Origin of the sequence: Leuconostoc falkenbergense, from assembly GCF_045801155.1 — a bacterium.
Classification (GTDB): Bacteria; Bacillota; Bacilli; order Lactobacillales; family Lactobacillaceae; genus Leuconostoc; species Leuconostoc falkenbergense.
The window spans coordinates 573620-597617 of the sequence record NZ_CP174386.1 but is presented as its reverse complement, the minus strand read 5'-3'; the positions used below and the strand labels follow the sequence as shown (position 1 = coordinate 597617).

At 39.5% G+C, this 23998-nt stretch carries 21 protein-coding genes; 2 read left to right on the top strand and 19 right to left on the bottom strand.

Annotated features, from left to right (window positions below):
• Positions 1-62: 62 nt before the first annotated feature.
• The 11 genes from cydB to gnd all read right to left on the bottom strand — a co-directional run bounded on the left by cydB (position 63) and on the right by gnd (position 13891).
• Positions 63-1076, bottom strand: a complete 1014-nt coding sequence (gene cydB / locus ACI3ES_RS02970) for a cytochrome d ubiquinol oxidase subunit II (protein ID WP_114666481.1) — start codon at positions 1074-1076, stop codon at positions 63-65.
• Positions 1076-2551 (bottom strand): cytochrome ubiquinol oxidase subunit I, encoded by a 1476-nt coding sequence (locus tag ACI3ES_RS02965; RefSeq protein WP_004910849.1) that lies wholly within the window; start codon positions 2549-2551, stop codon positions 1076-1078. Before ACI3ES_RS02965 ends, cydB begins: the two co-directional genes overlap by 1 nt.
• 201 nt (positions 2552-2752) lie before the next feature.
• Positions 2753-3052: a DUF1292 domain-containing protein gene (locus tag ACI3ES_RS02960; protein ID WP_004910847.1), complete on the bottom strand. Its 300-nt coding sequence runs from the start codon at positions 3050-3052 to the stop codon at positions 2753-2755.
• Between the two features lie 79 nt (positions 3053-3131).
• Entirely contained in the window at positions 3132-3563 is a 432-nt protein-coding gene (gene ruvX / locus ACI3ES_RS02955) for a Holliday junction resolvase RuvX (RefSeq protein ID WP_004910845.1), read from the bottom strand.
• On the bottom strand, positions 3563-3814 hold the full coding sequence (locus tag ACI3ES_RS02950) for an IreB family regulatory phosphoprotein (RefSeq protein ID WP_004910843.1): 252 nt from the start codon (positions 3812-3814) through the stop codon (positions 3563-3565). The genes ruvX and ACI3ES_RS02950 overlap by 1 nt, the downstream gene beginning before the upstream one ends.
• Positions 3815-3915: 101 nt before the next feature.
• A complete protein-coding gene (alaS, locus tag ACI3ES_RS02945) occupies positions 3916-6597 on the bottom strand; it encodes an alanine--tRNA ligase (protein WP_114666480.1) in 2682 nt (893 codons plus the stop codon).
• Positions 6598-6847: 250 nt separating this feature from the next.
• Positions 6848-8182, bottom strand: a complete 1335-nt coding sequence (locus ACI3ES_RS02940; RefSeq protein ID WP_004910840.1) for an aspartate aminotransferase family protein — start codon at positions 8180-8182, stop codon at positions 6848-6850.
• Positions 8183-8246: 64 nt separating this feature from the next.
• Positions 8247-9677 (bottom strand): APC family permease, encoded by a 1431-nt coding sequence (locus tag ACI3ES_RS02935; RefSeq protein ID WP_004910838.1) that lies wholly within the window; start codon positions 9675-9677, stop codon positions 8247-8249.
• A gap of 163 nt (positions 9678-9840) precedes the next feature.
• Positions 9841-11223 (bottom strand): gluconate:H+ symporter, encoded by a 1383-nt coding sequence (locus ACI3ES_RS02930; protein WP_036066408.1) that lies wholly within the window; start codon positions 11221-11223, stop codon positions 9841-9843.
• A 106-nt stretch (positions 11224-11329) separates the two neighbouring features.
• Positions 11330-12868: a gluconokinase gene (gene gntK / locus ACI3ES_RS02925; protein ID WP_407632019.1), complete on the bottom strand. Its 1539-nt coding sequence runs from the start codon at positions 12866-12868 to the stop codon at positions 11330-11332.
• A gap of 114 nt (positions 12869-12982) precedes the next feature.
• Positions 12983-13891, bottom strand: coding sequence for a phosphogluconate dehydrogenase (NAD(+)-dependent, decarboxylating) (gnd, locus tag ACI3ES_RS02920; RefSeq protein ID WP_004910833.1), 909 nt, complete (start codon positions 13889-13891; stop codon positions 12983-12985).
• A 131-nt stretch (positions 13892-14022) separates the two neighbouring features.
• On the opposite strand from gnd, the gene ACI3ES_RS02915 reads away from it, so the two are divergent.
• A complete protein-coding gene (locus ACI3ES_RS02915; RefSeq protein ID WP_004910831.1) occupies positions 14023-14874 on the top strand; it encodes a MurR/RpiR family transcriptional regulator in 852 nt (283 codons plus the stop codon).
• Positions 14875-14904: 30 nt separating this feature from the next.
• Here ACI3ES_RS02915 and udk read toward each other — a convergent pair whose 3' ends face one another.
• The 5 genes from udk to ccpA all read right to left on the bottom strand — a co-directional run bounded on the left by udk (position 14905) and on the right by ccpA (position 20859).
• Positions 14905-15531 (bottom strand): uridine kinase, encoded by a 627-nt coding sequence (udk, locus tag ACI3ES_RS02910; protein ID WP_080519092.1) that lies wholly within the window; start codon positions 15529-15531, stop codon positions 14905-14907.
• Complete coding sequence (budA, locus tag ACI3ES_RS02905) at positions 15531-16250, bottom strand: acetolactate decarboxylase (protein WP_114666477.1); 720 nt, start codon at positions 16248-16250, stop codon at positions 15531-15533. Before budA ends, udk begins: the two co-directional genes overlap by 1 nt.
• 85 nt (positions 16251-16335) lie before the next feature.
• Positions 16336-17688: an MFS transporter gene (locus ACI3ES_RS02900; protein WP_114666476.1), complete on the bottom strand. Its 1353-nt coding sequence runs from the start codon at positions 17686-17688 to the stop codon at positions 16336-16338.
• An 88-nt stretch (positions 17689-17776) separates the two neighbouring features.
• The gene (locus tag ACI3ES_RS02895; RefSeq protein WP_114666475.1) at positions 17777-19642 is read right to left on the bottom strand and encodes an acyltransferase family protein; all 1866 of its coding nucleotides are present in this window, start codon (positions 19640-19642) and stop codon (positions 17777-17779) included.
• A 200-nt stretch (positions 19643-19842) separates the two neighbouring features.
• A complete protein-coding gene (gene ccpA, locus ACI3ES_RS02890) occupies positions 19843-20859 on the bottom strand; it encodes a catabolite control protein A (protein WP_114666474.1) in 1017 nt (338 codons plus the stop codon).
• Positions 20860-21065: 206 nt separating this feature from the next.
• On the opposite strand from ccpA, the gene ACI3ES_RS02885 reads away from it, so the two are divergent.
• Positions 21066-22163 (top strand): Xaa-Pro peptidase family protein, encoded by a 1098-nt coding sequence (locus ACI3ES_RS02885; RefSeq protein WP_114666473.1) that lies wholly within the window; start codon positions 21066-21068, stop codon positions 22161-22163.
• A 39-nt stretch (positions 22164-22202) separates the two neighbouring features.
• On the opposite strand, the gene ACI3ES_RS02880 is transcribed toward ACI3ES_RS02885, so the two are convergent.
• From ACI3ES_RS02880 to ACI3ES_RS02870, 3 genes are read right to left on the bottom strand one after another with little or no spacing between them, the layout of a single operon-like run.
• The gene (locus tag ACI3ES_RS02880; RefSeq protein WP_114666472.1) at positions 22203-22940 is read right to left on the bottom strand and encodes a CPBP family intramembrane glutamic endopeptidase; all 738 of its coding nucleotides are present in this window, start codon (positions 22938-22940) and stop codon (positions 22203-22205) included.
• On the bottom strand, positions 22933-23136 hold the full coding sequence (locus ACI3ES_RS02875; protein ID WP_004915404.1) for a hypothetical protein: 204 nt from the start codon (positions 23134-23136) through the stop codon (positions 22933-22935). The genes ACI3ES_RS02880 and ACI3ES_RS02875 overlap by 8 nt, the downstream gene beginning before the upstream one ends.
• Entirely contained in the window at positions 23137-23970 is an 834-nt protein-coding gene (locus tag ACI3ES_RS02870; RefSeq protein ID WP_114666471.1) for a Cof-type HAD-IIB family hydrolase, read from the bottom strand.
• Positions 23971-23998: the final 28 nt, after the last annotated feature.

Here is a 23998-nt window from a genome sequence, read left to right as displayed (position 1 = left end):
ATTCAGCATACTCTCCTTAAACTAAAAAACGCTCACATCAATTGTAAACGTTTTTTGTTTTATTATTCAACCACTTTGTCCGCGACAATGCGCTTACGGAATACCCAGAAACTCCAAATTTGGTAAGCAAGGGTAATTGGTAAGGCAGTTAAGACGACAACAGTCATCACTTTTAAAGTGTAAGGTGACGAAGATGCATTAATGATTTTTAGGCTGTGTAATGGATCAGCTGCAACCATCACACGAGGAAACATACCTACAAATAGCAAAACGACAACTTCCACTAATGTCAAACCAGATAACACAAATGGCACACCCTCTTTTGTCTTAGCAATAGCCAAGTACCAACCAAGCAAGGTTGTTCCAACAATTGCTACCAGAATTAGCAAAGTCCACAATGTTTTTGTTTGCAAAAAGTCAGTGTAGAAAAACAGCAAAACAGCAAACAATGCTTCACCTGCCAAAAGTAGTGGATACAAAACTTTTAGCTGTGTTAAAGCACGAACACGCAAATCACCATCAATCCGCAAACGCGTGTAGTTAAGGCCGTGAACATAGCTCATTAGTGCAACTGCGACACCGCCCACTAGTGTAAATGGCGTAACATAATCGAAGAATCCTGCCGAAATGTTACCTTTGGCATCCATTGGCATACCGGAAACCATCGCTGTAAAAATCATACCTAAGAAGAATGGTGCAATGAACGAAGACAGCGCAATCAATCTTTCCCAAAGTTGCGTACCTTGAATAGTTGGCATGTGCTCACGAAATTCAAATGACACACCACGGTAAATCAATGCCATCAAGACAATAAACAAAAGTAAATAAAAGCCAGAAAATAGTGATGCATACCAATAAGGAAAGGCAGCAAAAGTGGCACCACCAGCAGTCAAAAGCCAGACTTCGTTGGCATCCCAATTCGGTCCAATCGCTTCATATAGTGCCTGCCGATCTTTTTGATTTCGTGCGTTAAAGGCAAACTGCATACCAACGCCAAAGTCATAACCCTCTAAGAATAAGAATCCTGACCACAAAACAGCTATTAATATGAACCATAAAATTTGTAGAAAACTCATTATGCTTCTACCTCACTTCCTGATAGATGTTCATAAGGGTCACGTGGTGAAGCTTCTGCTTCTTCCTCTGCATCCGGACCAGCATGAAGCACGCGTCGAGACAACCAAATCATGACACCACCCAAGGCAGCAAAAGTTAAGAAGTAAACAATGTTAGAAATCAGCAATGAAGCAGCTGAAACATTTGGTGAAACAGCATCTGCGATTGTCATCAAACCATAAACAACCCAAGGGAAACGACCCAATTCAGTGACCAACCATCCGGCTGTATTAACCACGAATGGGAAAAATGTCATAACACCCATTATCCATAAGAACCAGCGCTGAGACAAAATTAAATTAGACTTCTTACGGTTAAACCATAGTGCAACAACTGCGACAAGGCCAAGTAATCCAGCGCCCATTGCCATCACACGGAATGAATAAAACAACGTATTTTCTGGTACATAATAGTTTTTGATACCATCAGTTGTTTTACCGTATTTCTTTTCAAATTGCTTTTCAAGCTCAGTTGTACCAGTAGTTTTCCCGCCAGTTAAAGAGTGATTACCAAGAATTGACAATGCATAAGGAATTTCAATTTTGGCAATGACACGATGTGTTGCAGGATTAGTCACTGAAATCAATGACCAAGGTTGTGCTTTATCAGTTCTTTTGGATGCATCAAGAGTTGTATCAACACCTTCCATGGCAGCGTACTTCATAGGCTGCATTGACTGCAACTCAAAGGCATGTTGATCACCCGTAATCAAGGCGCCACCAACACCAACCAAAGCAACAACTAAGGCAACATTAATTGACTTACGGAAGAAATCAATTTGTTTGTCACCTTTTTTTAATTTGAGCAATTTAAACGCTGCCATGCCAGCAACGATAAAACCACCTGTTACAAAAGTACCAACTAAAACGTGCGGAAATTCGATCCAAAGCTGTTTGTTTGTCAGCAGAGCACCAAAACTTTTTAATTCAGCTCGACCCATGTGGTTGTCAATTGCATAACCAACTGGATTTTGCATGAATGAATTGGCTGCTAAAATCCATAAAGCAGAAATACTTGATGCAAAAGCGACAACCCAAATAAAAATTAAATGAATGGCTGGCTTAAATCGGTCCCATGTAAACGACCACAAGCCAATAAAAGTTGACTCCGCAAAAAAAGCAACCAAAGCCTCAATCGCCAATGGCGCACCAAAAATGTCACCAACGTATCTTGAATATTCAGACCAGTTCATACCAAACTGGAATTCTTGAATAATACCTGTCACGACACCCACAGCAAAACTGAGTAAGAAAATCTTACCCCAAAACTGTGTCATTTTTTTGTACGTCTCATCTTTTTTGATGACATACAACGTTTCCATTAACGCAACGACAACAGCTAATCCTATTGACATTGGTACAAAGAAAAAGTGAAAAATCGTGGTCATCGCGAATTGGAATCGCGCTAAATCTAGTATGCCCACTAATGCAACCATAACTATTCCTCCAACGTATTGGTGTCGATTATTATGACAATCAATACTTTCAAATATTCAACTTGATGTATTACACAAGAAGTTCTCTATGAATAGTTTATCACTTGATAAGCTTGATTTAAAGGCTTTTATAATTTTTTGCAATAAAAATGTACCTTGTAATTTGGTCAAACAAAATTATAAGGTACATTTTAATTCAATTTAGTTAAAGTTCGTATCATCGTCCAAGAAAGTGTTAAGCACTTCTTCGACCATATCCCACTCTTTGTCGTCTTCAATTTGAATAAGTTCTTCTTCGGTAGCATCGCCATTTTCATCAGGGTTGAAAATGTAGGCTTGTATATCAACTTCCTCATCATCCTCAACACCCTCAGGGACTAACAAAATATAATCTTTGCTATATTCATCAGAATGGAACGTGAAGAGAATTTCATAAAGCGCTTCATCACCGTTTTCATCAATTAGGGTAATTTTTTGTACTTCTTGGTTATTTTCACTCATAGTCATTTCCTTTAACTGTTAATGATTTCATTATAACGTAAACGCGCTGATCCGTATACCAAGAACAGCGCGTTTTGAGTTATTTAGTTAATTTACCGTTCGCATCCAGATAATTCTGTAAAATAAATTCTGCAGCAATTTTATCAATGACTTGTTTCCGCTTTTTACGTGATACATCAGCTTCTTCAATTAACATGCGTTCAGCTTGAACAGTTGTGAGCCGTTCATCTTGAAAATCCGTGGGCAAATTAAAGTGTTCTTCAACCATCTTGGCATATTGACGAGCCGCTTCGGCACGTGGTCCCTCACTGTTATTCATGTTTTTAGGTAGACCCAGAACAACACCTTTAACTTGCTTTTCTTTGATAATCTCACCAAGACGCTCTAGTCCAAATTGCTCTTCATCCTCGTTGATACGAATAATTTCGACACCTTGTGCAGTCCAACCCATTGGATCACTGACCGCAACGCCCACTGTTCGACTACCAACATCTAATCCTAATAGTCGCATTATTTATCTAAATAGGCGTGTACGAGCTCTTCAATTATTTCGTCTCGTTCGTGACGTTTAATCAAATTTCGAGCATCATTCAAACGCGGAATATAAGCTGGGTCTCCAGACATCAAGTAACCTACAATCTGATTAATTGGATTATAGCCCTTTTCTTCCAGTGCATTATACACAATTTCTAATGTTTCATGAATATCCTTAGGCAACTGATTTCCAAAGTCAAAAACAGCCGTTTCATCTCCTACTGTCATGGTACACGCTCCTTTCTCTTCAAAATGCAATGTGATTGACACATTGTTACTTACTACTCACTATAATACTAAATTATTTTCTCAATCAAGTTACAAAAAAATTACTTATCAGCTAAGAAATCTGCAACGGCTGCCAATGCGTCTGTGATACCATCAGGATTTTTACCACCTGCTTGTGCCATGTCTGGTCTGCCACCACCACCACCACCAATTTTTGGTGCAATGGATTTAATTAAATCTCCTGCTTTGATGCCTTGCTTAATCGCTTCAGATGAAGCAGCAACAATCAAGCTCACCTTACCTTCTGCAGCTGATGCCAAAACCAAAATATCAGAGGGCTGCTTTTCTTTCCAATTATCAGCCACTTGTCGGAGACCATCAATGCCATTCACAGTCAGCGCTTTCGCAATATAACTGTGATTGTTGACTGTTTGAACATCGTCAAAAATCTCGCCCGATTTAGCATTAGCTAATTGTGCGGCAAGAGACTCATTTTGACGCTGTGTATTACGCAATTCAGCTTGCAGCTCGCTCACTTTATTAGGTATATCTATTAATTTTTGTGCTTTCAAGCCATTAGCAATTTGTTTCAATGCTTTTTCTTCAGACTGGTATAATGCTAATGCTGTTAATCCTGTGACAGCTTCAATTCGGCGTACACCAGCGCCAATACCGGATTCGCTGACAATTTTGAAAATGCCTAGTTCCGCCGTACTATTGGCATGCGTGCCACCATCAAATTCTTTGTTAAAATCACCAATAGAAACGACTCGGACTTTTTCACCATACTTCTCACCGAACACCGCCACAGCACCCAGTTTTTTAGCTGACTCAATATCTGTTTCAACCCATGTAATCGGCAAATTTTTGGCAATTTCTTGGTTGACCATTACAGCAATTTCATCTAAATCATTATCAGAAACTGGACCATCATGGTTAAAATCGAAACGTAAGTAGTCAGGTTCAACAAGCGAACCAGCTTGATGCACATCCCCACCTATCACATTCCGTAGTGCTTGATCAAGCATGTGGGTCGCTGTATGATTTTTTGAAACAGCAATGTGACGTGCCATGTCAACTTCAAGCGTAACACGGTCACCTAAATTAAAGTCAGATATTACTTCGACGGTATGAATATGCTGTCCATTTGGCGCTGTCTGTACATCAACAACATGTCCAATGAGCGCACCAGCCTGATTTGAAATGTCACCAAAGTCAGGCACTTGACCACCCATTTCAGCATAAAATGGTGTCACATCAAATACAAGTTGCGTTGTTTGACCTGCAGTTGCACTATCTAATAACGCATCAACACCAGCGCTATCTTGACCAATAATCGCAACAATTTCAGCATTTGAAACTTTTGTTTCAGACCATCCAACATACTTAGAATCCACTTTCAAATCAGTTAGAACAGCATTTTGAACACCCATTGACTTGTCACTAGAACGTGCTGCACGAGCGCGCTCACGTTGCGCTTGTAAAGCATCACGATAGCCATCAACATCAACTGTTAAGCCTGCATCAGCAGCTTGCTCTTGTGTCAATTCTAGGGGGAAACCATACGTATCAGACAGTTTGAAAGCATCCAGACCGCTAATTTGGTGTTGACCATTCTTTTTGGCGTCAGCAATCACGTCATTCAATAAAGCCAAGCCACCAGCTAATGTTACATTAAATCGTTTTTCCTCAGAGGCAATTGTTTTTTGAATTTTCGTTGCGTTTTCTGAAATTTCTGGGTAATAACTCACCATAATTTCACCAACAACTGGGACTAACTTAATCAAAAATTCGCCCTTAATGCCTAACTTTTGTCCATGCAATACAGCACGACGAAGTAAACGACGGATAACATATCCGCGTCCTTCGTTTGATGGCAACGCACCATCACCAATTGCAAATGTGATAGCACGAATATGATCGGCAATCACTTTAAAACTAGTATTGCTTTCACTATCTTGACTATCATCATAAACAAAACCATCTGTTAAAGCTTCTGTGGCATGAATAATAGGCAAGAAGAGATCAGTATCAAAGTTAGTTCGACCATTTTGGAAAACAGAAACGACACGTTCCAATCCCATGCCTGTATCGATATTTTTATGTGGCAATTCAGGGTATTGCGAATTATCAGTTAACCCCGGCAAATGATTAAACTGCGAAAACACGATATTCCAAATTTCTAAGTACCGTTCATTTTCACCACCGGGATACATTTCAGGATCATTGTCTGGTAAATCTTGAAATGCTGGTCCCCGATCAAAGAAAATTTCTGAATCAGGACCTGATGGCCCCTCACCGATATCCCAAAAATTATCTTCTACTTCGTAAATATGGCCATCTGGTAAATCTGTTTTTTTCTGCCAAATTTGTTTTGCTTCTTGATCTTTCGGGTAAACAGTGACATAAAGCTTTTCTTTATCCAAACCATACCACTCTGGACTCGTGAGCAGTTCCCATGCCCACGGAATCACTTCGGCTTTGAAATAGTCACCAATTGAAAAATTACCCATCATTTCAAACAAAGTATGATGACGTGCTGTCTTGCCTACATTTTCAATATCATTGGTGCGAATAGCTTTTTGAGCGTTTGTAATACGTGGATTTTTAGGCACCACCGTACCATCAAAATATTTTTTTAATGTCGCAACACCTGAGTTAATCCACAATAGTGTTGGATCATCTTGCGGAATCAAATTTTTTGAAGGCACGATTTCATGCCCTTTAGAAGCAAAAAAGTCTAAAAACATTTGACGAATTTCTGCTGAACTCAACTCTTTCATGACAAGTTTTCCCCTTAATTAATATAAAAAGACCAAAACAAAGTGCGGACGCTTTACCGTGGTACCACCGCAATTTGTAATGATCTTTGATCTTTACCTTTATAGCTCATAACGCCGAGACGCGGTGATTTTTCAATCACATCTAGTTTTGGGAGCACAACCTCATATACGTGTGTTTTTCATCAGCCAACACATTTCTAATTGACAATACACAAGGCCATATATCCAATGCCAAATCAATTATATCATATCACCAACCAATATGACTATCAGTTTGTGGTAATACAATTTTTCCCGCTTCTAAATCTGAAAAAGCCTGATCAATAATCGCCAACGCTTTGGTTAGTTCTTCTTCCTTAATGACTAGTGGGGGCTGAAAACGTAAAATATTGCCTCTCAAGCTAATCATAATCGCACCAAGCTCAAATATACGGTATATCAATTGATTGGTCGCATGCGTGTCTGGTTGTCCTTGATTATCAATGATATCAATGCCACCATTTAAGCCATACATGCGAACATCACCGATAAAATGATAACGTTGTGCTGCATTTTCAAAAAATGTTTTTGCAATTTTTCCTAATTCATACGAACGCAAAACCAACTGTTCTTGCTCGATAATGTCTAATGTCGCCAGCGCTGCTGCTGCCGTGACTGGATTACCGGCCGTTGTATAAACGTTAGCAGGCGCTGATAAACTCGACATGATATCTCGACGTCCCACAACTGCACTTAATGGTAAGCCACTTGCAATTGATTTACCAATGCTCATCAGATCAGGTACTATACCAAAATGATCAATAGACCACATTTTTCCTGTTCGACCAAGCCCTTGATTAACTTCATCAACAGCAAACACAATATTATGTTCACGCGTAAAATTATAAACTAACGTCATAAAACGTTGTGGGGCTTTAACAATGCCACCATCACCTTGAATTGGCTCGATAATGACTAACGCCACTTCATCGGCGGGCAAATAGGTTTCAAATGGTAGCATAAATTGTTTGAATAGTCGATTAGAAAAATCGTCATCACTTTCATTAACCAAACGTTGCGTTTGATCGGGATAAGGTACTTTAATAACATCTGGCAGTAAAGGGCCAACTTTTCGCGTCATATTCAAACTCACACCTGAAATTGACATAGAGCCATACGTCGACCCATGATAAGCACCAGTGAAGCTAACAACATAGGATCGGCCAGTATATCCGCGAGCAAATTTGATAATCGCATCATTAGCATCAGAACCAGAATTGCCAAAAGCGACTTGTTTATCAAAATTTCCTGGTGCAATATCTGCCAGACGTTTTGCCAACTGAGCTGTTGTTGTGTTAGCAAAGTAAGCCGGCGTATACTGAATTAATTTCTGCGCTTGCTGGGTAATTGCCTCAACCACTTTTGGATGTGAATGCCCCGTATTGGTAGCACTAGCACTGGCTAACAAATCAATATAGTCGTGACCATTGGCATCAGTAATAATGGCACCACTACCATGATCAATCACAATATCAAAATACTTAACTCGTGTTGCATCAGCTAAATAAACCTTTTCTTCATTTAAAATTTCCGTATTTTTCGACATATGAGGCAGCTTTCATTTATGATTTGTGTACAATAAAAGCCCTGAAACAACAGGACTTTGTCAATTAATTTCGAGATAATTTACTATGTTTGGCACCATAAATGGCATAAATTATCAAACCTAGTGCAAACCAGCCAAATGCGTATATTTTAGCCTGATCATCTAATTCATAAAAAATGAATCCTGATCCTAAGGCTGCTAACGCTGGTAACACAGGATAAAATGGCATTTTGAAGCCAGGTTCTTGAATATCCTTACCTTCACGTGGGCGCAAAGCATAAATACCAAGGGAAACAATCATAAAGGCAATTAATGTACCAGCAGAAATCAAACCAGCTAACTCAGTGAAACTGAAAACCGATCCAATCAAAATTGCAATTACTGATAATGCTAATAACGCATTGTTAGGAAGCCCCTTATCGTTAACCTTACCCAAAAAGTTTGGCAACAAACCATCACGTCCAAAAGCATACAGCAATCGTGATCCTGCAAGCATCATACCAATGATGGCTGTGAACATACCAATCAAAGCAACAATAGACAATAGATTTGAAGTAAAGACATGTCCTGACTGCAATAATGCCCAAGCAGCTGGCGCAGCATTGTCAGCATACTTAGAATAAGGGAACATACCAACCAGAACCAAAGCAACCGTAACAAACAAAATCGTAGCAATGATGAGTGATCCAATAATACCACGAGGCATCGTCTTCTTTGGGTTCTTTGCTTCAGCGGAGTTAGCTGCAATCGAATCAAATCCTATATAAGCCAAGAATATTTGTGAGGCACCGGCGAATATGCCTGTCCAACCACCGAACTCCGTACCAGCCTTGTGCGCTGGAATAAATGGTACATAGTTACTAGGATGAATTGCTGTCAAACCAACAGCAATAAAAATCAAAATGACAGCAACTTTACCGATAACCAACACATTTTCTACTCGAGCGGTTGTATTTGTACCTCGCCAAAGTAAAATAGCAACAATCAAAACAGCAAACAAGGATGAAATATCAATTATGCCACCATTACCTGCAACAAATGATCCTGCTAACGCTTTCGGCAACGCTAAATGATGAGACGCTAAAAATAGTTTGAAATTAGCTGACCACCCTGAGGCAACGAATGCAACAGCAATAAAGTACTCAGCCAAAAGTGCCCAACCAGCTATCCATCCAAAAACCTCGCCAAACACAACATTAGCCCATGAATAAGCAGAACCCGCAAATGGCAATGCAGAGGCAAATTCAGCATAGGCAAAGGCCGCAAGTCCGGCCACTATCGCAGCAATAACAAACGAAATTGCAACTGCTGGTCCCGCATGATTAGCTGCAACAATTCCCGGTAAAGTAAAAATGGCTGTGGAAACAATAGTTCCAATTCCTAGCGCCAACATTTCTTTGACACCCAAAGTTTTACGTAAGTGTCGATCACTTTCCGTAAAACTTACAGGCGACGCTTTGTGAAACCAGCCTGTTTTTTTATTTAATTCTGACATATGTTTATCCCTTCAACGCTTAAAAGTTATTATAATATATTAACATTTTCTCATCTCAGTGTCAACATTCCCATGAAAATAAAATGAAATTTATTATATTTTTATTATCATGGGATAAACTCCCTAAAATCAAAAAAACCACCTTTTAAGGTGGTTTAGCAGTTTAAGCGAAAATAGTTGTCATAATCAAAATGACAATCAAACCTGTCACTGAAATTATTGTTTCTAGTACCGTCCAAATTTGGAACGTTTGCTTAACACTCAAGTCAAAAAATTCTTTAAAAATCCAGAAACCAGCATCATTGACGTGCGATGCTATCAATGAACCGGCACCAATTGCTAAGGCAACAAATACTGGTAGTAATGTATTTCCTGGATTAGAAGCCAAAATACCTGTAACAATACCAGCAGCAGTCATGCCCGCAACAGTTGCTGAACCAACTGAGACACGCAACACCGCAGCAACAGCCCAAGCAAATAGTACCACAGCGATAGGGCTCATTGAGCCCCCTGCTTGGAAAGTTGTAGCAATTTTGTCAGATAGGCCGGAGGTAACCAAGACACCACGCAAAGCACCACCACCACCAACAATTAACAGAATACCTGCAACAGCAGCCATACCTTCATTAAGTGATTTACCTACTTCAGTCATAGACTTTTGTTGCCAAATTCCCATTGTAAAGATAGCAAATACCAAAGCAATTGTCATAGCAACCGCAGGATTGGCAGCAAACTCAACCACTTGGTCAACCATTGTTGGATTTTTAGGAGTCACACCACCCGTGTATATTAGTTTATAAACGGTAGCGATAATCATAAATATCAATGGGAAGACAGAGGTCAAAACTGACAAACCAAAGTTTGGTGTTGCTTTGAGATCATATTCTTTGACTGGTCCTACTGCTTCTATTTCTGTTTTAAATTGGAATGCACCAGGTGCATATTTTTGAGCAAGTTTAGTAAACATTGGCCCAGCAACCACGGCAGTAATCACTGACACGACCAAACCAAAGATCAACATCATACCAATATTAGCACCCAAAGCTGATGCAACAGCGGTTGGTGCTGGCTGTGGTGGTAAGAAGCCTTGAGCAGAGCTCAAAGCAGCAGTCATTGAAACACCTAAATAAAGTAATGGCACGCCGGCTTCAATGGCAACTGCGAACACAATTGGTATCAAAAGTACCATACCAACACCAAAAATCATTGAAATACCAATAATAAATGATGCAATCAAAACAGCCCATTGCAAGCGTTTCACACCAAACCAATCAATTAATGTCTTGGCAATGCGATATGAACCACCTGCGTCTGCCACCAAACGACCAATCATGCCACCAAAGATGAAAATAACTGAGTTGGGACCAAGAATATTTCCGACACCTTGTGCACCGAGGACAGCGTCAGGAATTTGCATTGGCTTCATGCCAAGCAACAGCGCTAAAATAAACGCAGTGATAATTAATGATACGAATGTGTTTAATTTTAATTTTGCAATCAACAACAACAAAATTAAGATGGACACGATCAACATGACGAATTCCATGTGTATATATAGGCGGCTTAAAAACCGCCTTCTCCTTTTATGGTTATCAGTAAAAGCTAATGTAGACACCAATATTTAACCGTACTTAAATATTTTGATTAGCTGTTTAATTAGAATGTTTTCTTTGATAATTAGCAATATTTTCATATTCCGTCTGCAATTGACGCGATAATCTGATGAAAATTGGTGCTAATTCTCGATAAGCCTCGAAATTTTCCGGATCTGGTTGGTAAGTATTAGAAGCACCAACATACTTTTCAATTTCGTACAAATCGTCAATCTTACCCAATGCTTTTTGGGCAACAATTACTGCTGCCAACGAACCAGATTCAAACGCCTCTGGCACAGTTACTGGTTGTTCGAAGATATCAGCGAACATTTGACGCCAAAGTGGTGACCGAGCAAAGCCACCAGTGGCTTGAATTGACTTCAGTCCACCAACAACTTCTTCCAAAGCTAGGCTGACCATATAAACGTTGAAAGTAATGCCCTCTAAGACAGACCTTAGCATGTGGGCACGCGTGTGTGCATGGTTAAGTCCAAAGAATGAACCGCGAGCATTAGCATCCCAAATTGGTGCACGTTCGCCACCTAAGTATGGATGGAAAATCAATCCTTCTGATCCAGCTGGAATGCGAGAAGCAATTTCAGTCATCAAATCATACGCATCTTCTCCCAGCAAAGCAGCGGTAGATTTTTCAGCGTCAAACATGTTATCACGTGCCCAACGGAATACATCACCACCATTATTAACGGGACCACCAACGACCCAATGATCCTTATCCAATGCGTACGTAAAAGTACGTCCCTTAGGATCAATCACTGGTTCATCAGCAACCACGCGAATAGCACCAGATGTACCAATAGTAATGGCCGCCACACCCGGTTTAACAGCATTAACACCCAAATTTGATAGTGGCCCATCGCCAGCACCATAAACAAAGGGTGTGTCTGCTGGAATACCAATCACCGCAGCATACTCAGCGACCATATTTGTTTCATATTCATATGGTTCAACCGGTTTTGGCAATTGTGATTTTGTGACGCCAGTCACTGTAAGTGCCTGTTCATCCCAATCAAGATTGAAAATATTAAACAATCCAGTACCAGAGGCAATCGAAATATCCATTTTATTGCTGCCAAACAAGCGATGGAACAAATACTCTTTGATACCTAAATAGTGCGCAGCATTTTCATAAACGTCATGATGTTCCTCTTTCAGCCATAATAGCTTTGACAAAGGTGCCATCGGATGAATAGGCGTTCCAGTTTTTTTATAAATTTGAGCGCCTAAACCATTAGATTTTAGTTCTTCTGTATACTTAACTGCTCGTGTATCAGCCCACGTAATAACGCGTGTCAATGGCTTCCAGTTTTTATCAAAAGCAATTAAAGAATGCATCGCTGAACTGAATGAAACGGCGGCAATTTTGTCACCGTCTTTTAAATCAGCAGCACGCACGACATCAGTTAATGCTTCAATTAGGGCATCAAAAATTTCATTTAGGTCTTCTTCCGCCATATCTGGTACATCACGATACAATGGATAACCTTTATTAGCACTGGTTACAACCTGATTTTTATCGTCAAACAAAACTGTTTTAGTTGACGTTGTGCCTAAATCGACACCAATCATATATTCCATGTGTTCACCTCAAATTACACAATTAATAATTGTTAAACGTTGAACATTATTGCATTAACACAGAAAAAGCTCCCATATTGGGAGCTTCTGTCCAAGAAAACGAACAGATTCTTATTACTTGGCAGCGTCCATTGCGTGACCACCGAAGCCGTTACGCAAAGCTGAAACAACCTTACCTGTAAATGTGTCATCTTGCAATGAACGGTAACGCATTGCCAAAGACAAGTAAATAACTGGTGCTGGAACATCCAAATCCAATGATTCTTGCACTGTCCACTTACCTTCACCTGAAGAATGCATACGACCAGCAATAGCATCCAAATGTGGATCCTTGGCGAACTGTTCTTCAGCCAATTCCATCAACCATGAGCGGATAACTGATCCGTGGTTCCACAACTTTGAAACAGCTTCATAGTCGTAGTCAAATTGTGAGGCTTCCAATACTTCGAATCCTTCGGCAATTGCTTGCATCATACCGTATTCGATACCGTTGTGAACCATCTTCAAATAATGACCTGATCCCAAACGACCTGTATACAAGTAACCATCTTCTTCAGCGATTGACTTGAAAAGTGGTTCAATAACTTGCCATGCTTCGGCGTCATCGCCACCAATCATGAAGTTACCACCATTACGGGCACCGTTCATACCACCTGAAGTACCGGCATCAAAGAACTTGATACCTGCAGCAGTTGTACGCTTGTTTTGTTCCAAGTTGTCTTTGTAGTTAGAGTTACCACCATCAATAATGATGTCACCCTTGTCCATCTTGGCAATCAATGTATCGATAGTTGAGTTAGTTGGTACGCCTGCTGGCACCATAACCCAAACAGCTTTAGGAGATGGCAACTTTGACAACATATCATCGATGTCTGAAGCGCCTTCAATTGAAGCTGAATAGTCAGTTGCTTCTTTGACGAAGTCAGCATTCAAATCGAACGCTACCACTTCATGACCGTTATCAACGGCGTTCTTAACCAAGTTCAAGCCCATCTTACCAAGGCCGATCATCGCAAACTTCATGTTTACATACCTCTTTATTTTTTGTGTTTTTAGTACACTTTTATTATATGAAAATAATTTACAGTTTGCAACCCTTTATTGAAAAATGTTTTCTCATCTTGTATGATTAGTATATTGGAGTACAAATTACTATGCCGAAAAACATCATTACCCAACTCAGGGTACAGCGCAAACAATATAATACGACTGAACAGAAATTAATTGATTATATTATTCATAATGTTTCACAGGCACAAGAAGCCACGATTCAAGAAATGTCTGATGGTTCTGGTGTTTCAACAGCAACCATTTCACGATTTGTCAAAAAAATTGGTTTCGATTCTTTTCGTGATTTTTCAGTTGATCTTGCCCGCATCTCAGTTCAGAAATCGCCTGTTGAATTTTTTGGGGAAATTGTGGACACAGATGACACCGTTGCCATTGCTCAAAAGGTTTTTCGTGGCGCTGAAAATGCACTCGCAGCTACGGTTAATAACTTGACAATTGACCAACTAGAGCAAGCCACGCAATGTTTGATTAGTGCACGACGGGTTGGTTTTTTTGGCATTGGTGGGTCGTCAATTGTTGCTTTTAACGCCTATCACAAATTTTTACGAACACCGATTGATGTCATTGCCCATCCTGATTATGACGTCCAATTAATGCAGGCCGTTAGACTGGATCACACGGATGTTGCCGTTGTCATTTCGCATTCTGGACGTAACAAAGATACTTTGCTAATTGCTCAAAAATTATCTGAGAATCATGTCAAAATCATTGCTATTACATCTTTCCCAGACTCACCGCTTGCTAAACTTGCAGATTTAGTGTTGTTATCCCTAGCCGAAGAGGTTAATTTTCGTAGCGAATCAATGAGTTCACTGATAGCCCAAATCACGATTATTGATACCCTGTTCACTTTGGTTGGTTCACAATTATCGGAAGACACACAAAGTGTCGTTGATACGATGCGCGATACAATTGAAGAAACACGTGCACAATAAAAAGCGACGTTTATAAATAAACGTCGCTTTTTATTGTGTTTTCAACATAGCTAGTATTTGGTTGGTAATCATATCAATAGCAACCTTATTTTGTCCACCCTCGGGGACAATGATATTTGCATAGCGCTTGGTTGGCTCAACAAATTGATGATACATTGGCTTCACTGTCGCAAGATATTGTTCAATAACACCACGAACCGTGCGACCACGTTCTTCAATATCTCGTTCCAAACGTCGTAAGAAACGAATATCATCATCAGTGTCAACGTACACTTTTAAATCAAGTAAATCACGGACTCGTTTGTCATTAAATAACAAAACGCCGTCAACAATAATGACATCAGCTGGAAGCACATGAATCACATCACTGGAACGTGTGTGTTTCTCATAATCATAGACAGGTTTGTCAATAGCTTCTCTAGCCAACAAACGCCCTAAGTCAGCGACAAACAAGTCAGTTTCAAAAGAATCAGGATGATCATAATTCGTTTTGACGCGTTCTTCAAATGGCTTGTCAGACTGGTCGCGATAGTATGCATCTTGTTGTAACAAAATAGCACTGTTATCAGGAATACGCGCCACTAATTCACGACTCACTGTCGTTTTTCCTGATCCAGAACCACCGGTTACGCCAATGACTAATGGTTTTTGCGCCATTATTTTCTTCCTCCCTCACTTGCTTCAATGCCATCTTGCAAACCGGCCATATCTTGTTTCATTGCTCTAAAATCATGATTATCAATTGGTAAGTGCTGCTCAAACTCATCAAAAATCAATAAACTGCCTACCATATCATCAGCCTCGAAATCTAACACATGACCAGCAAATTTATGATCATCAGCGAGAAAATGCAAATGCCAGCCAGCCGCAGTAGCGCCACCGAAGACAGCTGGTGCATAATAACCAACAAGTGTGCCTTGAACATCACGAGTTTCAAATTCTGGTTGGTGCTGCGCAACTGTCAAAAGACTAGGATACGGTTTTGTCTGTTTTGGTGCCACGCGAACATGAACGTGAGTAAAATGACCATGTAATTTCAAAGCTGAAAAAACGTTGTCGATTTGTTTTTCTGTTAATTGCGATGATAAATTTTGGTAAGTCGTTGCATTAAATGGTAATTGATAACTAATGTCTGGCTGATCAAAATGAACTGACGCGAATGGTAATGTCGTTTCCTTATCAGTAATATGGTTCACTGCACCGGTACTATCTGCTTGGTAAACATCACCATTTAAAATGATGACTTCGCCATCCAACCCATCCAGTGTTCCAATGCCTGTATCACCGTGTGTAAGCAATTCACCGACCGTAATCGTTCCCGCCATTTGCTTGGCCATTAATTGTGCTAAAGTACCATGCTGATATACTGTTGTCATTTTTTTGCCTCATTTCTACTAATTCTTATTTTAAGTGAATAAAAAAGGACTGTAAAGCCCTTTTACTATTTTGCACCCAATTGATTCAATTTTTACTATGAGGTAATCGCATAGCTAACAAAATACCAATTGCTGGTACCAATATAAACCAACCACTAGTTCGCGTTAATGCTACACCAATTGACTCAATTCGACCAAAACGAGTCACTAATATACCCAAAATGACAACGCTTCCTGCGCCAATCACCTGACGCATAGTTGTAATGACTGCTGTGCCATGGCTCACAAGTTCTTTTGGTAAAACATTATTTGCTGCAGTCACAGCTGGCATCATGATAAAAGCGTTACCACCTTCAAGCAAAATAGCTGCCACTAGACCAAAAAGCCATGATTGCGTACCTAACTGATTTAACAAAAGATAGCCAACAATCATCATTACCATGCCAATATAAACAAGATTTTTCAATCCTATGCGCGTTAATAAATAACCCGCCCTTGGGTTTAATTGGCTGAGTACAACCGCTGCCGGTACCATAAGCAGTCCAGACCATAGTGGCGTAATATGAAAGACACGTTGATAAAATAGTGGCATCAAGACCGTAGCTGTAATCAGTCCTGAATAAGATAGTCCTGTCAAAATCATAGCTGGCGTAAAACCACGATACTTAAATACTGATAAATTAAGAAATGGTTGTTGATGACTCATTTGACGAACAACAAAAGCCACTAATAAAGCGATGCTTATGATGACAATAAGCCACCATGTTATCGTTAATTTCGTGTTCGCAATAGTTGATAGGCTGTATAGTAACCCACCGAAACCAATTAACGTGATTGCCGATACCCAATCAAATTTTGAATGATGAATGGTATGCGTATTTTCAATTAAAGGTTGCAAACTCACGGTGAGCAGGACCAGAGTTACAAGAAATAATCCAAATAAAGCCCGCCAAGAAACATACTGCAAAACAATACCAGAAATAATTGGTCCTACTGCCAGAGCAGATCCCATCACCAAACCAACCACGCCCATAGTGATCCCGCGATCCGATTTCGCTGTATTTTCAATGATGACACTTTGAAAAGTAGGAAAAAGTGCACCGACAGCTATGCCTTCCAGCAATCGGCCAACAATGATACCGGCAAACGAGGGTGTGAGCATGGCAATTGCTGTGCCAATCACAAATATTGCGACAATAGCGTTTAGCAATGGTTTCAGTAAAATATTATCTAGCAACCATGGACTGAGCGGCATCACCAAGGTCATGGCGACCATAAAACCGGTTGTTAACCACTGTACAGTACTTGCATCAACATGAAAACTAGCCATTAAAATTGGATAAGTCGTTGTCATCGTTGACTGGCTGATTGACATAATAAACGCGATGGCTAACAGCACAGCTGAAAAAGGTGTGAGTTGCCTGATATTTTTAAACATGAAATCCCCCTAAATACGTTATTTATAATCATTCTAATCTTTTGCATTATTTTTTTCAAGTTACAAAAAAAAAACATCTCTCGATGTTTTATTCAATATGATTCACTTCAGCTGTCTTTTCTACCAACAAACGAACGTAGTTACGATCACCAGTTGGCCCCTGATGAACACCATCATCCGCGAACCAATCCGTATGTTGTTTGGCCAGACTAAACCAATCAATCACGTGCAAATTCTTGTAGTCTTTTTGTGCAGCAGCAAGCATATCATTATTACTATTTTGCCATGGTTTACTTTGAACAAAGTTATTCATCCAATACACTTGTCGCTTAGCACCAAAAGTATGCATCATGCGATCTAAATCAGGCCTTTTCACTTCACCGTTTGTGCCCAGACCCATTAAAATATTGGGAGCCAGTTTGCCACTATGTGCCATGCCATCTATGATACCCGGAGTTTGATAAGCCTGACGCCCAACTTCTGCATCAACGTGCATGTTCGGATCAACTTCTTGCAAATAAGGTGCGGCATCTAACATGACTGAGTCGCCAATTGCTGTGAATTGCATATTCTTAAAGGCTAGGTAGGCGTTTGTTTGTAATCCGTAATCAGCAATAATCTTTTGATCACCCTCAGACAACTGCGCATGCTTTGTTTTACTTTGGGCAGAAGATGAAGCTGCTTTTTCAGCAATTTTATTACGTTTTGCAACTTCTGCCTGATTTTTAGTTAATTGTTTTTGCAATCGTGTTTTAGGCTGAGGTAAAACAGCTTTTTTATCTGCTAGTCCATGACCGACAAACAATAACAAAAGTAGGGCCGGTGTCGTAAAGAGGAAAAAACGATTACGAGAATGCAATAGCCAGTGCCAAAATTGGTGTAGCTTGCCATCACGTCGTATAACATTTTCAATATACCGATAGCTTAATTCACTTAATACCAGAACTAATATAACTTCTATTAGTAAATTAACAAAGGTTGGCTCATAATTTGAGACAAATTTTTCATAAAAAACAAAGACCGGCAATTGATAGAGATAGATACTATAAGACCGTGTGCCAAGATAATTCAATATTTTATTGTCGAGCAATCGACTGTACCACGAAGCAGGATGTGCCGTAACGGCAACCAATATGGCAACATCAGCAGTAAATAAATACATTAAACCATAATAGGTTGCAGTGAATTGTCCATTTACCCATATCATCCCAGCAATCAAAATAACTAAAGCAGCTGTCCCAATACTATTTAAATACAGTCTTGTTTTGTCTTCAATTTGTGTCGATAACTTGCTAGATGGCCAAACAAAAGCCAAGGCGGTGCCTAACAATATTGCAAAAACACGCGTATCAGTGCCATAATAAACCCGATTAATGGTGGTCGGTGAGTATAAGATTGCCATTAATATTGCACTGATAAGTGAAGCAGTCAATAAACCAATCGCAACATTAAGTCGCTTATAACCCTTTTTGAGAATAAACCAGACGATAAACGGCCAAATAAGATAAAATTGTCCCTCAATCGACAATGACCATAAATGAGTAAACGGTGATTCACCACCAAATTGTTGAAAATAGGATTGTCCATGCCCAATCGCCCAAAAATTATAGACATAGGTCAAATTAGTTAATATAACTTGCCGTAAATTAAAAATTAGTCGCTGATCAAAAGCTAAAATAACGGTTGTCGTCATCAAAAGCATCATAACTAATGCTGGATAAAGCCGTTTTAATCGACGTATGTAAAATTTGACCGCTGCAATCGTGGCCGTTCTATCATATTCTTGGATCAAAATGTCTGTAATTAAATAACCAGAAATGACAAAAAAAAGTGGTACGCCTAGCCACCCACCAACAATTTTAGTCGGCAATAAATGAAATAAAATTACCCCGCATACGGCGAGTGCGCGCAACCCATCAAATCCAGTAATATAGCGTCTCTTTTGATTATTCATGAGATTATAACCATCAATTCCCACCCAGTAAAGATTTTGTCGTTATTTTTACATCTAGATGCAAAATAAAAAGCAAACCATCTATTTTAGTTTACTTTCATTAATATAATATGTCAATTATTTCGATTATGTTTCTTTAAAATTAAAGTCAAACACAAAAATTAAGAAAACGAACCAAAAAAGACTTGTTTCACGCAATTTTAAGGTTGTGGGTTAATTGTTGTACCGCGCTTTTCAAAGGTATGTGGCAATTGTACTTGCATATCATCAACCACTTCGTTATTCATTAGCTTTGTTAACATTCTCATTGCTACCGCACCAATGTCGTATTTAGGTTGGCCAATTGATGTCAACTCAGGCCTTGTCACAATTGCAAACTTTGTGTCGTTGGATGTGATGATTTCAAAATCTTCAGGAACTGATTTACCGTGATCCCGCATATAATTCATAATACCAAGTGCGACTTCATCATCATATACGACAGCCGCTGTGGCTTGAGCAGCAAAAATTTTTTCGGCTACTTGAAGTCCAGCTGAGTAATCTTGGTGTGTCGCAAAAAGTAAACTATCATCAAATGCAATATTAGCTGCTTTTAGACCAGCTTGGTAGCCAACTAGGCGGTGATGCTTGTTAATAGCATGAACCATTGGTCCAGTTACAAGTGCCACACGATCATGTTTGTTACGGATTAGAAGTTCAGTCGCCTCTTTGACGGCAGCAACATAGTCAATATTGACACTTGGCAAAATTCCTTCTTCATCTAGTGAACCTGCCAAAACAACTGGGGCATCAACTGCCGCAATTGTATTAAGTACTTCACGATCCAATTCATTTCCCATGAAAATAATACCGTCTACTTGTTTACTAGCAAGGTTGTTGACAGCCATTGTCTCACGCACAGGATCTTCGTCTGTGTTTGTTAACAAAACATCATAATGATACATGTTGGCTACATCATCAATACCACGTGCTAATTCAGAGTAATACATATCGGTCACATCAGGCATGACTACCCCGATAGTGGTTGTCTTTTTTGAAGCTAGTCCTCTAGCCACAGCATTAGGATGGTATCCTAACTCTTCAATTGCATCCAAAACCTTACGTTTAGTTGATTCACGTACATTACTATTACCGTTCACTACTCGTGAAACAGTTGCCAAAGACACCCCAACACGACTAGCAACATCATATATTGTAGCTGTCTGCTTTTTTTGCATAATATAGTCCTCTTTCAATTCATTAATTTGACACAATCCATGTTTTAAGTCATCTCATTTCATTATAGCAAAATAAACACAATTTGCAAACGCTTACAATGACTAATTTACACGTTTTCACAATTGTTTCAATTTGTTACAAGAAAAACAACAAGAAATGAAAGTGATACAATAAAGACATAGTAAACTACGAGGTAGATAATTTTATGAACTCAGAAAAAATCAATCAATTAACGAATTGGTTAAACGATCAAAACCTAAGTGGTGCAATCATCACAAACTATCATAGTGTTGCCTATTTGAGTGGCTTTGAATCTGATCCAATTGAACGTGTACTAGCTTTGGTCTTGTTAGCTGATCATGAGCCATTTTTATTTGGCCCTGCACTTGAAGTTAATAGTATGAAAGAAAGTGGCTGGCAGTATGAAGCTTTTGGTTATGAAGACCAAGAAAACCCTTGGTCAAAGTTGGCTGCGCACATTCAAGCTGCGACTCATGGTACCTTTTTTGCTGTCGAAGCAGATAATATGACTATTGCTCGCTTGAATTTGCTGCAAGCAGCATTTCCAGCAGCACAATTCATCACCGATATCACTGACCAAATTAACAAGTTGCGCCTCATCAAAACGCCAGCTGAAATTGAACACATGAAAGCTGCCGGACGCGATGCCGACCGTGCCTTTGAAATTGGCTTCCAAGCATTAAAAGAAGGTGTTTCAGAACTCGCTGTCGCTGCTGAGCTAGAATATCAGCTCAAAAAATCAGGTGTAGTTGGCATGAGTTTTGAAACACTCGTTCAATTTGGTGATCATGCCGCTGATCCCCACGGTTCAACCTCTAGTCGCACTCTTAGTGCCGGCGAAATGGCACTATTTGATTTAGGCACAATGACAGAAGGTTACGCCTCAGATGCTACCAGAACAGTCGCATTTGGGCCAGTGAGTGATGAAGCTAAACGAATTCATGCTGTCACTTTAGAAGCTCAGCTAGCAGCACAATCACAAGCTAAAGTTGGCATGACAGCTAGCGAGTTAGACGCCGTAGCGCGTGACATCATTACCAAAGCTGGATATGGCGAATACTTCAATCACCGCCTTGGCCACGGTTTAGGATCTTCAGTACACGAATTCCCTTCAATTATGGCAGGCAATGATATGACCCTTGAAGAAGGTATGGTATTTTCAATTGAACCAGGTATTTATGTCCCTGGCGTTGCTGGCGTTCGAATTGAAGATAGTGGCTACATGAGCCGAGATGGTTTCGTACCTTACACACATACATCAAAAGAATTACTACAATTCTAAATTTAAAAAAGATGCGTTCATATGCTGAACGCATCTTTTTTAATGTTGCATTTTATTGATGGCCAATAGTAACAGCGGTATCATAGTCACACCATTATTCAGCATGTGAATCGCAATATTATTTTGAATCGCACCTGTTTTTTTATACACATAGGCTAACACCATACCCATGCTGGCGTACATTAAATAACTCAATCCGTCTGATAACGTGGTGGGAATCAGACCCATGTGTGGAAAAGCGAATATCACACCCGATAAAATGATATTTCCCCACCACCAATTGCGTCGTAAAAAGTAATTGAGAACTAGCCCTCTAAAAACCAGCTCTTCGACAACTGGTGCTAAGATCACAGCATAGATAATCATGGCAATCATTGTGACATTTAGATTTGAAGTCAACTGATTGATGGCTTCTTCATTTGCTGTTGTCGTCTCACCTGTTAAATTGACTCTTAAGTTTGCAATAGTTAACTCAATGGCCAACATAAGCAACCACATGCCAACCAGCCACCAGAAACTTTTCCTTTTTGGTGATGAATTAGGTTGAAAAATTGGCGTTATGGCCGTTGCTTTGAGCAAACGGTAGGCGTATATGCCTATCGCAATATACACCACAACCATGACCGATGCCCACAAAATCTGTTCCCATAAAACAGAACTTGCACTCGCTAATCCCAAAAAAGCAGGTGCAAACATCATCAAAAATATTACTAAACCAAAATTAATTATGCGAAGCCAAAGAGATTTAGGATTCGCAGTTTCCGTCATTTCAAGCATCATCTTCCTCATGTTGCATTTTTTGTTTTTGCCAATATAACCAAATATACCCGATATTAACCAGTATAACTAATATGACGACTAACAAAATGGTTAACCAAAGTGTTAGATAATGATGATAGTATAACAGAAATATACTAATAAAGGCCACAATCGCAATCAATGGCAAAACAATACGCGCTGCCAAATTAAACATTTAGCCCTCCAAATGAGTGTTGATAAACTCAGCCACAGCGCCTTCATTATTGGTTTTATCCAAAATCAAATTAGCAATGGATTTAATTTCCGGCTTTGCATTGGCAACAGCTGCACCGACACCAGCGGCTTTAATCTGAGAAGCGTCATTCAAACTATCACCCAACGCGGCAACTTCATTATGCGCAATACCTAGCAAATCAGCTAATTCTAGCCCTGTTGACCCTTTATCACTGCCCTTAGGATTAAATTCTACATAGCGATCTGAACTATATGTCGTCAGCACTTGATCCGCTAATTTGGCATTAACAGTTTTATCAATCGCACGCAAAACTTCATGGTCAGTATGCTCAAAAATGACTTTCATGATTGGCTTTTCATTAGATAAAAAGTTCAAATCATCATTAGGCATTTCAACATACGGCACTGAACGTTCCGCCATATAGGCTTTATCAGCTGATGAAATATTATGAATAAATAACGTATCAAGCGTATAAATATGGGTATCAATGTCGTTTTGAATCTGACCTAATTTGAAAATTTCTTTAGCTAGGTTGAGTGACATGCCATGCTGTACAACAATTTTCTCAGAACCATCAGCGTGCACCTCAACAATAGCACCACCATTGTAGGACACAACATATTGCTTTTCTTGTTTGTTTAGTCCCAAAGTAGCTAACGTACCAAACACTGATTTGTATGATCTTCCTGTATTAGGAACAAAATAGCCACCTTGTTGCACGAATTTTTGAACTGCTGTGATGTTTTCAGGATGAATCGTGCCATCATCATTAAGTAACGTCTCATCGAGATCTGAAAGAATTAGCTTGATCATAGTTTTCTCCAATTAATTGTCTTACATT

What these genes read in the sequence shown, in the direction of transcription:
- cydB (WP_114666481.1), bottom strand. Translation starts at nt 1,076, where the DNA reads ATGAGTTTTCTACAAATTTTATGGTTCATATTAATAGCTGTTTTGTGG.
- ACI3ES_RS02965 (WP_004910849.1), bottom strand. Translation starts at nt 2,551, where the DNA reads ATGGTTGCATTAGTGGGCATACTAGATTTAGCGCGATTCCAATTCGCG.
- ACI3ES_RS02960 (WP_004910847.1), bottom strand. Translation starts at nt 3,052, where the DNA reads ATGAGTGAAAATAACCAAGAAGTACAAAAAATTACCCTAATTGATGAA.
- ruvX (WP_004910845.1), bottom strand. Translation starts at nt 3,563, where the DNA reads ATGCGACTATTAGGATTAGATGTTGGTAGTCGAACAGTGGGCGTTGCG.
- ACI3ES_RS02950 (WP_004910843.1), bottom strand. Translation starts at nt 3,814, where the DNA reads ATGACAGTAGGAGATGAAACGGCTGTTTTTGACTTTGGAAATCAGTTG.
- alaS (WP_114666480.1), bottom strand. Translation starts at nt 6,597, where the DNA reads ATGAAAGAGTTGAGTTCAGCAGAAATTCGTCAAATGTTTTTAGACTTT.
- ACI3ES_RS02940 (WP_004910840.1), bottom strand. Translation starts at nt 8,182, where the DNA reads ATGTCGAAAAATACGGAAATTTTAAATGAAGAAAAGGTTTATTTAGCT.
- ACI3ES_RS02935 (WP_004910838.1), bottom strand. Translation starts at nt 9,677, where the DNA reads ATGTCAGAATTAAATAAAAAAACAGGCTGGTTTCACAAAGCGTCGCCT.
- ACI3ES_RS02930 (WP_036066408.1), bottom strand. Translation starts at nt 11,223, where the DNA reads ATGGAATTCGTCATGTTGATCGTGTCCATCTTAATTTTGTTGTTGTTG.
- gntK (WP_407632019.1), bottom strand. Translation starts at nt 12,868, where the DNA reads ATGGAATATATGATTGGTGTCGATTTAGGCACAACGTCAACTAAAACA.
- gnd (WP_004910833.1), bottom strand. Translation starts at nt 13,891, where the DNA reads ATGAAGTTTGCGATGATCGGCCTTGGTAAGATGGGCTTGAACTTGGTT.
- ACI3ES_RS02915 (WP_004910831.1), top strand. Translation starts at nt 14,023, where the DNA reads ATGCCGAAAAACATCATTACCCAACTCAGGGTACAGCGCAAACAATAT.
- udk (WP_080519092.1), bottom strand. Translation starts at nt 15,531, where the DNA reads ATGGCGCAAAAACCATTAGTCATTGGCGTAACCGGTGGTTCTGGATCA.
- budA (WP_114666477.1), bottom strand. Translation starts at nt 16,250, where the DNA reads ATGACAACAGTATATCAGCATGGTACTTTAGCACAATTAATGGCCAAG.
- ACI3ES_RS02900 (WP_114666476.1), bottom strand. Translation starts at nt 17,688, where the DNA reads ATGTTTAAAAATATCAGGCAACTCACACCTTTTTCAGCTGTGCTGTTA.
- ACI3ES_RS02895 (WP_114666475.1), bottom strand. Translation starts at nt 19,642, where the DNA reads ATGAATAATCAAAAGAGACGCTATATTACTGGATTTGATGGGTTGCGC.
- ccpA (WP_114666474.1), bottom strand. Translation starts at nt 20,859, where the DNA reads ATGCAAAAAAAGCAGACAGCTACAATATATGATGTTGCTAGTCGTGTT.
- ACI3ES_RS02885 (WP_114666473.1), top strand. Translation starts at nt 21,066, where the DNA reads ATGAACTCAGAAAAAATCAATCAATTAACGAATTGGTTAAACGATCAA.
- ACI3ES_RS02880 (WP_114666472.1), bottom strand. Translation starts at nt 22,940, where the DNA reads ATGCTTGAAATGACGGAAACTGCGAATCCTAAATCTCTTTGGCTTCGC.
- ACI3ES_RS02875 (WP_004915404.1), bottom strand. Translation starts at nt 23,136, where the DNA reads ATGTTTAATTTGGCAGCGCGTATTGTTTTGCCATTGATTGCGATTGTG.
- ACI3ES_RS02870 (WP_114666471.1), bottom strand. Translation starts at nt 23,970, where the DNA reads ATGATCAAGCTAATTCTTTCAGATCTCGATGAGACGTTACTTAATGAT.